This is a genomic window from Streptomyces daliensis, from assembly GCF_054782395.1.
Genome location: NZ_BAAGSO010000094.1, coordinates 190,783 through 203,972, shown reverse-complemented (window position 1 = coordinate 203,972; position 13,190 = coordinate 190,783). Strand labels below are relative to the sequence as shown.

9 protein-coding genes and 1 CRISPR repeat array (1 of these 10 running past the window's edge) are annotated in these 13,190 nt (G+C 73.9%); of the genes, 3 read left to right on the top strand and 6 right to left on the bottom strand.

Translation table 11 applies throughout. The annotated features are described in order from the left end of the window. Positions 1-70 precede the first annotated feature (70 nt). The 5 genes from ACYVOO_RS23385 to ACYVOO_RS23365 all read right to left on the bottom strand — a co-directional run bounded on the left by ACYVOO_RS23385 (position 71) and on the right by ACYVOO_RS23365 (position 8,193). Positions 71-3,595 (bottom strand): SAV_2336 N-terminal domain-related protein, encoded by a 3,525-nt coding sequence (locus tag ACYVOO_RS23385; protein ID WP_461017643.1) that lies wholly within the window; start codon positions 3,593-3,595, stop codon positions 71-73. A 4-nt stretch (positions 3,596-3,599) separates the two neighbouring features. Then, positions 3,600-4,559, bottom strand: coding sequence for an AAA family ATPase (locus tag ACYVOO_RS23380; protein ID WP_461017642.1), 960 nt, complete (start codon positions 4,557-4,559; stop codon positions 3,600-3,602). Further along, positions 4,556-6,775: a VMAP-C domain-containing protein gene (locus tag ACYVOO_RS23375; RefSeq protein WP_461017641.1), complete on the bottom strand. Its 2,220-nt coding sequence runs from the start codon at positions 6,773-6,775 to the stop codon at positions 4,556-4,558. The genes ACYVOO_RS23380 and ACYVOO_RS23375 overlap by 4 nt, the downstream gene beginning before the upstream one ends. Before the next feature lie 2 nt (positions 6,776-6,777). Next, positions 6,778-7,191, bottom strand: a complete 414-nt coding sequence (locus ACYVOO_RS23370) for a CU044_2847 family protein (RefSeq protein WP_461017640.1) — start codon at positions 7,189-7,191, stop codon at positions 6,778-6,780. A 153-nt stretch (positions 7,192-7,344) separates the two neighbouring features. Beyond that, entirely contained in the window at positions 7,345-8,193 is an 849-nt protein-coding gene (locus ACYVOO_RS23365) for an alpha/beta fold hydrolase (protein ID WP_461017639.1), read from the bottom strand. 37 nt (positions 8,194-8,230) lie between these two features. Between ACYVOO_RS23365 and ACYVOO_RS23360 the strand changes: the two genes are divergently transcribed. Both ACYVOO_RS23360 and ACYVOO_RS23355 read left to right on the top strand, forming a co-directional pair. Then, entirely contained in the window at positions 8,231-8,851 is a 621-nt protein-coding gene (locus ACYVOO_RS23360) for a TetR/AcrR family transcriptional regulator (RefSeq protein WP_461017638.1), read from the top strand. A 61-nt stretch (positions 8,852-8,912) separates the two neighbouring features. After that, complete coding sequence (locus ACYVOO_RS23355) at positions 8,913-9,254, top strand: hypothetical protein (protein ID WP_461017637.1); 342 nt, start codon at positions 8,913-8,915, stop codon at positions 9,252-9,254. A 19-nt stretch (positions 9,255-9,273) separates the two neighbouring features. Here ACYVOO_RS23355 and ACYVOO_RS23350 read toward each other — a convergent pair whose 3' ends face one another. Then, positions 9,274-10,413, bottom strand: a complete 1,140-nt coding sequence (locus ACYVOO_RS23350; RefSeq protein ID WP_461017636.1) for a terpene synthase family protein — start codon at positions 10,411-10,413, stop codon at positions 9,274-9,276. 596 nt (positions 10,414-11,009) lie between these two features. On the opposite strand from ACYVOO_RS23350, the gene ACYVOO_RS23345 reads away from it, so the two are divergent. After that, entirely contained in the window at positions 11,010-12,599 is a 1,590-nt protein-coding gene (locus ACYVOO_RS23345) for an MFS transporter (protein WP_461017635.1), read from the top strand. Positions 12,600-12,863: 264 nt separating this feature from the next. Beyond that, a CRISPR array of direct repeats spans positions 12,864-13,190; the repeat unit is 29 nt; unit sequence CTGCTCCCCGCGCCCGCGGGGATGGACCC (it continues 68 nt past the right edge of the window).

Sequence of the window (13,190 nt, the reverse complement as noted above, 5' to 3'; positions counted from 1 at the left end):
CGCGCCGCCCGGACCCCGGGTTCCGGGCGGCGCGGCCTGCCGCCGGTCAGGCCGGTCAGGCCGGGCCATGTCAGCTCAGCAGCAGCGCGCCGAGCTGGAGGAAGGCGTCGTAGGTGGCGGGTTCGAGCCAGTCGAGTTCGACGACGCTGCCCACGGACAGATGCCGGTCGTAGGGGATGGTGACCGTGCCACGGCAGCGGCCCGCCAGCGGCCGGGCGTGCTCGGTGTCGCCGTCGTCGCTGGCCGCCCGGTTCAGCACGACGACGGTCCGCTCCGCGAGCGACCCGCGGCCCAGCTCCCGCAGCCGGTCCAGGGCCCGCGCCGCGTCCCGCAGGCCGATCCAGTCGGCCTTCACCACGATGACCGCCGCGTCCGCGATGTCCACCGTGTCCGTCAGCAGATGCTGGGGGTCGGTGTCGGTGAGGACGATGCGGTAGTGGGCAGCGGCGAGTTCGACGATGCGGCGGTAGTCGTCGCCCCGCACCGGCGCCGGCCGCCTGGCGAGGTGCTCGTCGTCGTTGGCCAGCACCGCGAGACCCGAGCGCTGCTCGGAGACGAACAGCCGCAGGTCCTCGTATTCGCGCACGCTGTCCAGCGAGGTCACGAGGTCCCCGAACACCGCCGAGGTGTTGCGGTATACCCTCCGGCTCAGATGGATCTGCGCGCCAGAGTAGGCGGCGGTGTCGATGGCGAGCACCCGGTCCCGGCGCTCCTGCGCGAGCACGGCACCGAGCGTGGCGGCCACCGTCGTCGAGCCCATCTGGTCCTTGGGGCTCAGCACCGTGATCCGTTTCGCCGACGGGAGCGGGGCACGCACGGCCGCCAGCAGGCGCTGACGCCGCTCTCCGTGGCCGTTCGTCCCGGGCTCCTCGGGCCCTGGCGGTGGCGGCACATGGCCGTCGCGGTGCTCACGCGCGGGCCCGTACTCGTCGGGCAGCGGTTCGGGCAGGTGCGCCTCGAAGACCTCGGCCACCTCGTGCGCCGAGGGCCGCGCGGCAGGGTCCGTCCTGATGCAGTCCGCCAGCGTTTCGCGCAGCGCGGCGGGCAGCCGGCGGAACTGGGCCGAGAGCAGGAGGCTGTCGCGCTGGAAGTGCCGCCAGGTGCGGCCCGTCGTCGCGGCCACGAGGATCGTGCCCAGGGCGTACACGTCGCCGGCGGGCGTCTTGGAATCGGGCCAGTACGAGACCTCCGGCGCCCGGTACGGGGTGTCGAGCGGAACGGCCTGGGGCAGGGCGCTGGAGACCCCGTCGACGCACGCCGAGCTCCAGTTGACGATGGTCACCCCGTCCTCGGTGACCAGCACGTCCTGCGGCGTCAGCGAACCGTGCACGAGTCCGCGCGCGTGGCACGTCCTGACCGCGCGGGCCAGGAAGAGGCCGAGCCGCAGGAACAGCACCGAGTCGAGGAGCGGCCCCGCCGCCTGGGTCACCGCGCGGAGCGTGGCCGCCGGGTCCTCGGCCGCCGTCGTCGGGAGGGCGAGCGCGAGCCAGGGCGGGCTGGCCCGCAGATCGCTGTCGAGGAGCGCGGGCGCGTAGCTGCCGTCCATCCGCTGGAGCGCCTCGCGCTCCACGGAGAGCAGTTCCCGCGCCGTGGGCCAGTCCGAACTGCGCGAGACCCGGATCAGCGCCCGCGAGGCCGTGTCGTCCTCGCCGATGTAGGCCACGGCCTTGCCCGCAGCGTCGCTGCGCATGCGCAGCGTGTACGGACCGGCCGACTGGAAGTCCTGCGGGCGCAGCGCGGGCCAGGAGGCGAGCGGGTCGAGTTCCGGGGGCAGCGGCAGCGCGTACGGGGAGCGCGCCGGCGCTGGAGCAGGGGCGGGGGCCACGGGCCCGGCGCCCAGGTGAGCCAGCAGCCGGTCGTCGAGCCAGGCGAAGGGCCGCGCGCCCGGCTGGATCGCGCTCGTGCCGCCCGGGTGCGCGAGCCAGGCGGGGAAGTCGGGCGAGGCGCCCACCAGGTGCCGCAGCCGCTCGGCGACCGTGCGGCTGGTGCGCAGCAGCTCGATCGGCGGCGCCGTGTCCAGCAGGATCTCCGGGGCTCCCTCGATGAAGTCGAAGGTCTGGTGGGGCAGCGGCAGCGCGCTGTCGGCCGTGCCCGTGTGCCGCATCAGCCCGCCGAGGAACACCTCGGCCAGGTGCGCCGTGCCGACCCTCCCCGGCACGGCGGACCGCACCAGACGCATCACCGGGACGGACAGGGGAGCGACGGCCGCCAGATGTGCCGCCAGCCGGTACGCCTCGGGGGAGGCCGCGTCGCGGAACCTGAGCACGGCCTCCGCGGCCCGCACGGACCCGTCGGCCCGCGCACCCCGGCCGGGGGCGGAGCCGGCACCGGCACCGTGCCCCAGGTGTGAACCGGTGTCCGTTCCGGCTCCCGTCCCTGGGACGACGGGGCCGCCGCGAGCCCCAGGCGCCTCCTCCGGGGTCCACAGCGGCAGCGGTCTGCTCGCCCCCGGTGAGGAGAGCTGCCTCGCCCAGGCGCTCAGTGCCTCGGGCTCCGGTTCGAGCACGGGCACGGGAACCCCGTCGAACGCGGCCAGCTCAGCGGGCAGATAGAGGTCCGACACCTGCCACGTGGTGTTCGCCGCGCCCCGCCGTGGTGTGGCCACCTGCCAGACGCCCGTGCGGATGCCGGAGCTGTCCCACATGTGCGGCGGCAGCGCGTGCAGGATCGCGGTGGGGCAGTGCTGCGCCCACCTCGCGAGTACCCCGTACATCCGCCCGTCGCGCCACGCGCCCCCGATGCCGTCGCTGACGACCAGCACGAGGGTGCGGCCCGACGGGTCGGCGACCGACGCGGTGGACAGCGTGGCGGGCGCGGGGGAGAAGGGGCGGGACCGCAGCCGGGGCGGACCCTCGCGGCGGCTGTCGAGGCCGTACACCCTGATGTCGCGGAAGGCGCCCAGCTGTTGCAGGAGCACCCGCAGTTCGGTGGCGAGCCGTCGCCACAGCAGCATCGAGACCCCGTCGTCGACGAGGAGCGCGAGGTCGAGCCAGCGTTCGCGTGCGGGGCGCTCCACCGTGTCTGGGATGCCGGTCTCGGCCATGACGGCGGCCGTGGCGTCCTCGTCGAGTTCCAGTTCCCCGCGATGGCCCGTGGGGTGACGCTGTTTCAGGGAGCGCAGCGCACGGCTGATGATGAGACCGTCCCCGCCCAGCGCCTTGTCCTCCGGCACCCGTACGGGAAGCGCCGGTCTGGCGGGTGCGGGGGCCGGGCGGCTCGGCCGCCCCTCGCGCCGGCCTGGGCCCGCCGTCGCGTGCAGGGCACCGGCCTGCCGCGGGGCGCCGCCAACGGCACGGTGCGGGCCCGCGCTGCCCAGGGGCGGCGCGGAGGGGGCGGGCTTGCGCGCTGGCGCCTCGTCGGCGTGCGTCTCGCGGGGCGTGGCTTCGGCCGGGTCTGTACCCCCGGCGGTCCCGGTGTCCGCGCCGTCCCCGTCGCCCTCCTGGCCGTCCCCCGGTACCGGAATGCCCAGGGAGCGCGCCAGCGGCGCCCGCGCGCCGGAGGGCAGCCGGGACGCCAGCCACAGCACGTCGAGCAGTTCCTCGGCGGACAGCGGAACACCGGCCTCCGCGAACACCCGCAGCGCGCGCCCCGGCACCGCGCTACACCGTTCCGCCGAGCCGGTGCAGTACGGCCTCCAGCAGTCCTTCCGCGTCCAGGTCCACTCCGCCCATGCGGAGGAAGACCGCGTTGAGGAGCTGATCGGTTGCCAGCTCGCCCGGCGCGCGGCGGTTGAGGAAGGTCTGGAGCAGGTCCTCCACCCCGTCCAGCGCCTCCTCGCCCAGATGCGCCGCGAGGATGCCGCGCAGCCGCTCCTCGTCAGGATCGGGCAGGTCAAGACGTACGCACCGGCGCAGGAAGGCCGGGGGGAAGTCCCGTTCCGCGTTGCTCGTGATGACGACCACGGGGAACTCACCGCAGCGGATCCGCCCCCGCACCACCGGCACCTGGGCGTCGTCCGGATCGTGCGTCATCACCCGCACCTCGGACTGCTCCTCGGGCAGCCTGGCCAGTTCCGGGATCTCGAACTCGCCCTCCTCGAAGACGGTCAGCAGGTCGTTGGGCAGGTCCACGTCGCCCTTGTCCAGCTCGTCGACGAGCAGCACCCGGGGCCGCTCCCGTGGCACCAGCGCTGTGCCCAGCGGGCCCAGGCGCACGAAGGTGCCGATGTCGGGCTCGGGCCCGCCGCGCTCCCGGCGCAGATGGGTCTCGCGCAGCCGCCCGATCGCGTCGTAGCCGTAGAGCGCGTCCTTGAGCACCGACCTGCTGTTGACCGGCCACTTCAGCACCGAGCCCAGCATGAGTTCGTGCGCGATGGCGTGCGCGAGGGACGACTTGCCGGTGCCCGGGTGGCCCGTCACCAGCAGGGGCCGCCGCAGATGCAGCGCCGCGTTGACGACATCGGACTCCGCGCGGCCGATCAGATAGGCGCGCTCGCGCGGATGGCCCGCCTCCGCTCCGGCGCCCGGCGGGAAGCGCCGCCACGGAGGCGCCTGCGGGAAGTCGACCCGGCGCGCCGTGCGGTCGCCGCGGAAGAGCCGCCAGTCCCCGTTCTCGCTCATCCCGTCTCCGTCCTCTCCCAGGGGTCGGTCAGCCGCAGTTCCTCGGGCAACGGCACCTCCGCGTCCTCCCACACCAGCGCGGGGCGGCCCGACAGCGCCTCGTCCGGAGCGCCGAACGCCTCCACGCGGAAACAGCGGACCCGTTCCGGCAGCTCCTCCAGCGCGTCCTCTGGCCCCGTCGCGTCGAGGCGGCGCCGGTCCCCGAACCCCTCGGCCCTGCGGTCCCACAGCACCACCGGCACGCCCATCGCCAGACACAGGTCCAGCATCCGGGCACGCAGCCGGGGCGGGCCGTGCACCACGACACGGGCGCAGTCGCGGTGGCTGGTCTTGAGCAGCCGGATCACCTCCCGCTCCGTGCCGAACCTGTCGTCGACGGTGAGGTGCTGCCCGCACATCCGGCTCGCCCAGCGGCGCCGCCACTCGCTGGTGCCCGCGCGGGAGCGGCGGCGCGGCTCAGGACAGCGGAGCACGACGTGGAAATCCTCACCGAGCGCCGCGGGCACGATCTCCGCCGGACCGGCGCCGTCCCACTCGTCCACGGGCAGGTGCAACTGCTCCCGGCCGACGACGACCTCCACCATCGGCACGGCCTGGCCCGGCTGTTCGCCGCTGGCCACCTCCCGCACGAGGCGGGCGATCTCCTCGCCGGTCCGCGGCCGGTCGTCGCCCGTCGAGGCGCGGGCCGTCGTGCCGTCGGGCCGCGTCCGCCACAGCACACAGCGCCACCGGTCGACGGGGTCCTCCCGGTGCCGCGTCAGCGCCACCAGCACGCGCGCCCGCCGCCGCTCCTGGCCGCCCGCCCATACGGCGGCGTCCCGGCGGCGTTCGGCGAGGGCCGCCTCGTGGATGCCCAGCCGTCCCGCCACCCACATGCCCCACCCCTGCAACGCGTCCGTCTCCCGGCCGCCGCAGCCCGCCGCCACGTACTCGACGACGCGCAGCAGCGCGGGCACCCCCGGCGTGCCGTCGGGCACCGGCTCGCTGTCGCCGAACCCCTCCAGCGCCCGCACGGCGGCGTCCAGCCCGGTGTCCGGGATACGGGCGGCGCGCAGCGGTTCAGGGAGGTCCACGTACGGCACCGCGGCGCGCGCGGCGCGGGGCAGCAGCGCTGGATCGCGGGCGGCGACGGGGCGGAGCTTGCCCAGCAGATGACGGTGTTCGGAGAGGGACAGCAGACGGCTGGAGGGCGCGAGGCGCCCGTAGGAGAGGAGGCGTTCCAGTTCCTTGCGCTGCTGCGGCGAGGAGATCCCGGCGGCCACCGACTCGGCGAGCGTCGGCAGGGCGCGCTCCCGTGAGACGAGCAGCGCCGCGAGTTCCTCGACGGACGGTGCCGAGCCGTCGGCGGGGTGCCCGAGCCCGAACTGCGCGGCCAGCGCCCTGCTGTGCGAGGCGCGTGCCTGGGGGTCGCCGAGCAGCGTCAGCAGGGGGACCAGCAGCAGGTCGCGGACGGTGTCCCCGTCGTCCGTCAGGGGGTCAGCCAGAATGTCCGCGCCGGGCTCCTCCGCCGGCCCGGCGGCCCCGGCCCGCTCCAGCTCGACGGCGATGGTCTGCCGGGTGAAGCCCCAGCTACGGCGCACCACGTGCCGCGCGGTGAGCGCCCCTGGCGGCGGGGTGACCTGTCCGGCGACCAGTCCGACGACGGCGTTGTCCTGGACCGACCACAGGGGTCCGCCGCTGTAGCCGGGGCCGATGGCCGCGCCCGACAACTGTCCGTCGAGATAGCCGATGCGCCCGTCGCAGGCGCCGACGCGGACATCGGCGTAGCTGAACTCCTGCCCGCCGCCGTACCAGCTCCGCACCTCCTGTCCCGCCGTCATCTCCTGCCAGCGCACGGGCGGCAGGGCGAGCGGCGGCTCTTCGGCCAGTTCCAGCACGGCCAGGTCACCGGCCCACTCGTGCGCGCCGGGTGCGACGGGTCCGCCCGCGCCGCCCGTCGCGCGGGGCGGGATCCAGGTGGTCAGCCGCGCCTCGTAGGAGTGGTCGGGGCCGAACGCGGGGAAGACGGCCTCCAGGGTGACCTGGCCCGGGTGGCGGTGCTCGAAGAAGTCCAGGCCCAGCGCGTCGTTCACCACGTGCGCGCAGGTCAGCAGGCGCCGTCCTGGCAGGCAGACACCGGCCCCCGAGGTCTTGCGGGTGCCGTCGGCGAGCAGCCCCACCAGCGCCCGGCGTGCGCCGTCGGCCGCCTCGGCAGCGGGAATCCGGAACCAGCCCAAGGTCAGGTCCGCCCCGCACGGTGCCAGGAGGCGCTGACGTTCATGCTGGCCTGCCCGTTCACGCCGACGACGCCGAGGCGCAGATCGTGGCCCAGTTGCAGGCCGAACGACACGCTGACCTCGTCGGGCGGGTCCGGGGCCGCCATCAGACTGTCGTGGACGCGTTGGAGGAGGGGGCCGAGCGGCCGCAGCGCGGTCTCCAGCGTGTCGGGGGAGAGGAGGGGAGGCGTACGGCCGCGTCCGACGGGGGTGACGCCGCCGAATCCGTCGGGCATGTCGTCGTCCGCGTGCGCCGCGGCGTCGCTGTCCTGATCCCCCCTCTCGCCCGTGCCCTCTCCGGCCGAGCCGTTCACAGGGGCGACCTCCAGCCGGAGGAAGAGCCCGTCGTCCAACGCCAGTTCCACGAAGTCCGGCACAGCATCATTGTGCCGACCTTGGTGCGGGAAGGGCAGGTGATTGCCGTGTTTTCCTCTCCGCGCGGTGCTCGGGCCGCCGGAGATCACCCGTAGAACCGGTTTGTCGGGCGGGCGGGCGGGCGCGGGGCGGATGCGGGGCGTGCGCCTCGGACCTTACGGGGCGTCCCTCCGGGGCGCGCCGTCGCCCGGCGGGGAGGACGGTTGACCGGAGACGGCGAGGCTGTTGATCAGGTGGCCCAGCTCCGTCGGCGCCTGGAGGTGCGCCATGTGGCCCTGCCCGTGAAGTTCGTGGACCCCGGCGCGCGGGACGCGCTCCCTGACGTCGTCGAACGACGTTCCGTAGGGGGCCGTTCCGTGGTTGAGGCGGCCGACGATCAGATCGACGCGGTCGGCGCGTCGCGCCATCGCGTCCGGTGGCGGCGTCGCGTTCAGCGCGGCGAGTTCGGCGTGCGCCGGCCTGCTCAGGGCGCACAGGGCGGCCCAGGTCTGGGGGTCGGCACGCAGGGCGTCGACATGTGCCGCGTCGAGTCCGGATATCCGCTGGATCACGATGCTGACGACGCTGTCCCAGTCCGCCGTCTCCTCGGCGCTCTTCAGATCCGGCAGCGCGTGGGAGCCGAACGGGGCCATCACCGGTTCGTAGGCGATCACCTGGCGCAGCGGGCGCTCGTCGGCCGCGAGCAGGGCGATCAGGCCGCCGTAGCTCCAGCCGAAGAGCGCCTTCGCGCGGTGGAACTCGTCGAGGACCACGCCGAGGTCCTCGACCTCGGTCCGCAGTGAATATGTGCTGGTCAGCGGCCCTGAGGGGGCGCGGCCCCGGCGGTTGACGACCGCCACCGAGGGCCAGGCGTCGATGGCCGTCGCGACACGGCGCCACGCGTGCGCGTCGCTCATCGCGCCAGGGACGACGACGAGGCCCGGCGCCTCCGGTTCCCCGTACACGTCGACCGTGACCCAACTGTCCTCGCCGACCGGCAGCTTTTTCTGAATCGTCTGCTCCATAAAGCCATTATGGAGCAGACGCTCTACAATGCAAACCGTGCCCCAGCGAACCCGTGGACGACCACGCGCCTTCGACCGCGACCGCGCGGTCCTCGACGCAGCGCGCCTCTTCTGGCGACGCGGCTACTCCGGCACGTCGACCCGCGCGCTCACCGCGGCACTCGGACTCTCCACCTCCAGCCTCTACGCCACCTTCGGCAGCAAGGCCGGGCTGTTCGAGGAGGCGGTGCGCACCTACGCCGGGCGGTACGGGGAGATCTACGAGCGGGCCGTCGCCGAGAAGGGCATCGAGGCCGTCATCGTCCGCGTCCTCACCGACTCGGTCCACGAGTTCACCCAGCCACGTGACACACACCCCGGGTGCCTCAGCAGCAGCGCCGTGATGACCGACAGCACGAGCACGCTCGACGCCGGTGCGTACTTCGCGGAACTCCAGGACGCGAACGAGGGGATACTCCTCGCACGCGTCGAGCGGGCGGTCCGGGACGGCGAACTCGCCGCCGGGACCGACGCGACGGCCCTGACCGGGCTCGTGCAGTCCCTCTGGCACGGGCTGTCGGTGCGCTCCAGTCTCGGCGCGCGGCGCGAGGACCTGCTCGCGACGGTGGGGCTCACCCAGGAGCTGATCCGCCGTCAACTCGCGTCGGCGGCGGACTGATCCGCACTCTCGGCGGACTGACGCGCACTACCCTGGCCCGGGGACGGAGGTGTGGACACGGATGAGCGAGGGCGATCCGCACATTCACGTGGAGCGGAAGGTGGTGCGGGCGGGCCCCGATGTGCGCAACCTGATCGGCTCGACGCTGGGCCGCGTGCCTGACGCACCGAGCGTCGTCACCACGGGGTGCGGGCGCCAGGTGCCCTACGCGATGACCTCGGCGCTGCCGGAGAGCGTCACGTGTCTCGCCTGCCGGGAACACGCACACCGGGAGTACCTGCGCTTCGCCGACCAGGTCGAGCGCCTGAGCCGGCTGCCCGGCACCCCCCTCACCGGCACCGACGCGGCCACGGCCGTGACCCGCCTGCGCGACCTCGCGCACAGGTTCTCCGCCTCCGGGTGAGGGGCCGATGGCCGTGTGCCTACCGGACGCACACACCGCGCGTGAGCGTCCGGGGACGGTCGGGCCGCAACTGGTGCCACCACCATGCGATCGCCGGAAGGGGGAGCGGTTCACCGGAGAAGTCCGGTGCGTCGTCCGTCCACTCGTGGCGGATCGAAACGGCGTCGGGGGAACGTCCGTCGGGGTTGCGGTACCGGCCGGCGCTCGTGCCCCAGTCGGCGTTTGCGCGGATGTAGTGGCCGAGGTCGGTGACGTAGCGCGTGAGCGCCGGCCCGGCGTGGCGGAGTGCCCGGTCGCGCAGGGCCAGGAACAGGCACATGAGCTGGTTCCGCATGGCGGCGACTTCGAGGAGGGCCTTCTCGTGGGTGCAGCCCAGTTCATGGGCTGTGACGCCGACGAAGTTGAGCAACGGCGTGCCGTCATGCCGTTGGTGCCACAGGTCTTTGCCGTAGGAGTAGAGGTCCTCGTCCATTCCGACGATCAGCCCTGCGGACTCGGCCAGCGCGCGGACCAGGGGGGAGTCCATTTCGTGGTCGGGGGCCTCGGTGCCGTTGAGGATCTCGATCCAGGACGAGGTCGCGGTTCCGCCGACGGTGCCCATCCGCAGGACGATGTAGTCGTTGAGGCCGAGGAGGTGGGCCCGGGGCTTGCAGGCGATTTCCCAGGCGACGCACGAGAGCCACAGGCGTTGGGCCTCGACCATGCGGCGCAGCTGTACCGGGGTGGCGATCCGGTGGGTGCGTCGTGCGAGATCGCGCAGTGGGGCGGTGAAGGGGCTGTCGTCGGGCATCAGCGACGCTTCGGGTGCCTCGAAGGTGCGCATCACCTTGACCGCGGTCCCGGTGAAGTCGCACAGTGCCGTGCTCGCTGACGCGTCGGGCAGCGCATCGTAGAGATCGTCGAAGAGGAGCGACAGATGCGCCCAGTCGGCGAACACCTGCATGCGCTCCCGGTCCCCTGCCGGTGTCATGCGGGCGACGAACTCGGCGCCGTTGATCGAGGCTGTGCGCACTCGGCAGGGTTCGTCGGAGCAAAAACCGTACCGCGTCATCCATTCCATGGACCGGTGCTGCATGTCGGCGTGCTGGGGATGGATTGCCGGAGGGATGGGGCAGTACAGCGGCGGGATGCGCACCTGGATGGGTTCGCCGGTGCTCATGTCGTCCTCACAGAGGCTCGGTGGGCGAGTTGGCGCAGGACGGCGGTCACGGGCGCGGGGGCCGGAGCGTTCCCGAGGGCCTGCCGGGCCCGCTCCAGCCGTCCCTGGACGAGTTGCTCGACCTGTTGCCAGGCGCCGGTGGAGGTCAGCACACCCCGACCGCCCGAAGGGCGGTCCGCCGCAGGGGTGCGCGTCCAGCACACCGTGACGGGGAGGACGGCGACAACCCGCACCGGCAGCCCACCGCGTGAACGTGGTGAACGTCGGCATCTACGGCCTGAACGCGGCCCAACCGGCCGTCTGTCCATGGCGGTTCGTCGTTGCCCCAGCCCGCACGACCCGTACCGGGCCTCGCCCCGGACCCGCCTCGTGCCCTTTCACTCCGTGCACGCTGCCCGCGCCCCGGCGTCCCTTGCGACCCCGCCCGCCGGGCGGGACGTTGCCCGGAGCGAGGCGATGTGTGTGGGGAGGAGGAGCTCCCGCGGCGTCGCTCGTCGCACATCCAGGTGCCATCAGGGGAACATCTGCTGCGAGGAGGCGGCGTGGGACGAACCGGCCCCGCGATCACGGGAGGCCCCGCCGTCCCGGGACGACCCGTGAGAGGGCACGCGCACCCGCGCGCACCGGCGCCGGAGCAGGACGACGGCCCCGGGCACGGGCGGCTCGTCGCGGCGGCCTCCGTGCTGTGCGCCACCTTGGCGCTGATCATGGCGTCCGTTTCGGCGCTGTACGCGGCGCTGCCCGCCCTCGCCGGGGCCATCGGCGCGGGACAGGCGCAGCAGACGTGGATCGTGGACGCCTACACGCTGGTCCTGGCCGCCCTGGTCCTGCCCGGCGGAGCCCTGGGCGACCGGTTCGGCCGCAGGCGCGTCCTGCTGGCGGGCCTGGCGCTGCTGGCCGCGGGCGCGGGCGCGGCGCCCTGGTCGCCGGGCCCCGAGGCGCTGATCGCGGCGCGCGCCGTGATGGGGCTGGGGGCGGCGCTCGCGATGCCGCCGACGCTGTCGATCCTGACGGTGCTCTTCTCCGGCCGCTCCCGGGAGACGGCGGTCGGGGTATGGGTGGGGACCTGCTCGGCAGGCGGGGCGGCCGGTCTGATGCTGGCGGGACCGCTCGTGCAGGGCTACGGGTGGGAAGCCGTGTTCGGACTCACCGCGGCCCTCTCCGTCGCGCTGTTACTGCTGGCCGCCGCCGTGGTACCCCCGGGCGGGCAACCCGCAAGGGCCGCCCTGGACCTCATCGGCGCCGCGCTGGGAGCGGTGGCGGTGGGCGGAGTCGTCTACGGCATCATCGAGGGCTCGGAGCGGGGCTGGACGGACGCGCTCGTCCTCTCGTCCTTCGCGTGCGGCGCGCTGGCCACGGCCGCCTTCGCCCTCCGGGAGACACGCCACCCGCGGCCCCTGCTGGACGTGCGGGTCTTCGCCCGGCCCGCCTTCGCCTTCGCCGCGCTGTCCTTGACCGTCCAGTTCTCCACCGCGTTCGCCTTCCTGTTCCTGGGCACGCAGTACCTCCAGTACGTCCTGGGCTGGAGCGCCGCCGGCGCGGGTGCCGGGTTGCTTCCGCTGGCGGCGGGCGTGCTGCTCACGGCACCGGCAGCCGCCAAGGCCGCCGCGCGCTGGGGGCCCCACCTGACCACGGGCGCGGGTACGGCGGCCATGGCGGTCGGCTGCCTGGGCCTGGCGGCTCTCCGTACGGACTCTCCCTTCGGCGAGTTCGGCTGCTGGGCCGCGCTCTACGGAGCCGGTATCGGCCTCGCCGCCGTTCCCGCCACGGCGCAGGTACTGGAGGGCCTGCCCGCGGCCGAACGGAACGTCGCCTCTGCCGTCAACGACACCACACGGGAACTGGGCGCCGCGCTGGGCATAGCCTTGTCCGGCACCCAACTCGCCGAGGGCTACCGCGACCACATGGCCCCGGCCACCACGCATCTGCCACCCGGGGCGGCCACCGTCGCCGAGGACTCGATCAGCGGGGCCCTCAAGATCGCCGGACGTCTCGGGCCTCAGGGACGGGCGTTGTCCGACGCCGCGCGGGAGTCCTTCCTCCACGGCATGGCGTGGGCCATGACCACCGCCGCCGTCCTCCTCACCCTCGGCGCCTTCGCGGCCGTGGCCGCTCACGTCCGCGCGCACCGGCGGGCACCGCGCCGATCCTCTCCCGGCCGACGGCGACCCGCTCGCCGACCTTGACGCGCTGAAGGCCGTCCAGGCCGGGTGATGAAGAGGCCCCGAGGCAAGTCAACAGGGGGCACGAGTTGGCATCCTGAACCGGTGCACTGCGGGCTTCTGCGCGGGGTCGTGTTGTGGGGCATCACGCTGACGGATTCCCTGTACGTATCCTGCGTCTAGCGGGATGCACGAGGGTGTTCGTTCAGTGGGGTGGTGGAAATGTCCGAATCTCTGCTTGTTGCTGAGAAGGGCTTCGTCTCCAGCTAAACGCCCAGGTCAACGAGCCTGCTCCCCGCGCCCGCGGGGATGGACCCGGAGAAAGCCAGTGACCGAGTCCTACTCGTTCCTGCTCCCCGCGCCCGCGGGGATGGACCCATACCAGCGCGAGACGGGTCAGTGGGTATCGGCTGCTCCCCGCGCCCGCGGGGATGGACCCTTCGACAGGGGGTCGGGTATCGGGCTGTAGTGCTGCTCCCCGCGCCCGCGGGGATGGACCCTCCCCGTCGACGGCGCCGACCCCACCGCCCCCCTGCTCCCCGCGCCCGCGGGGATGGACCCGACGGGCCGCGATGGTCGCTGACGGACGTGTTCTGCTCCCCGCGCCCGCGGGGA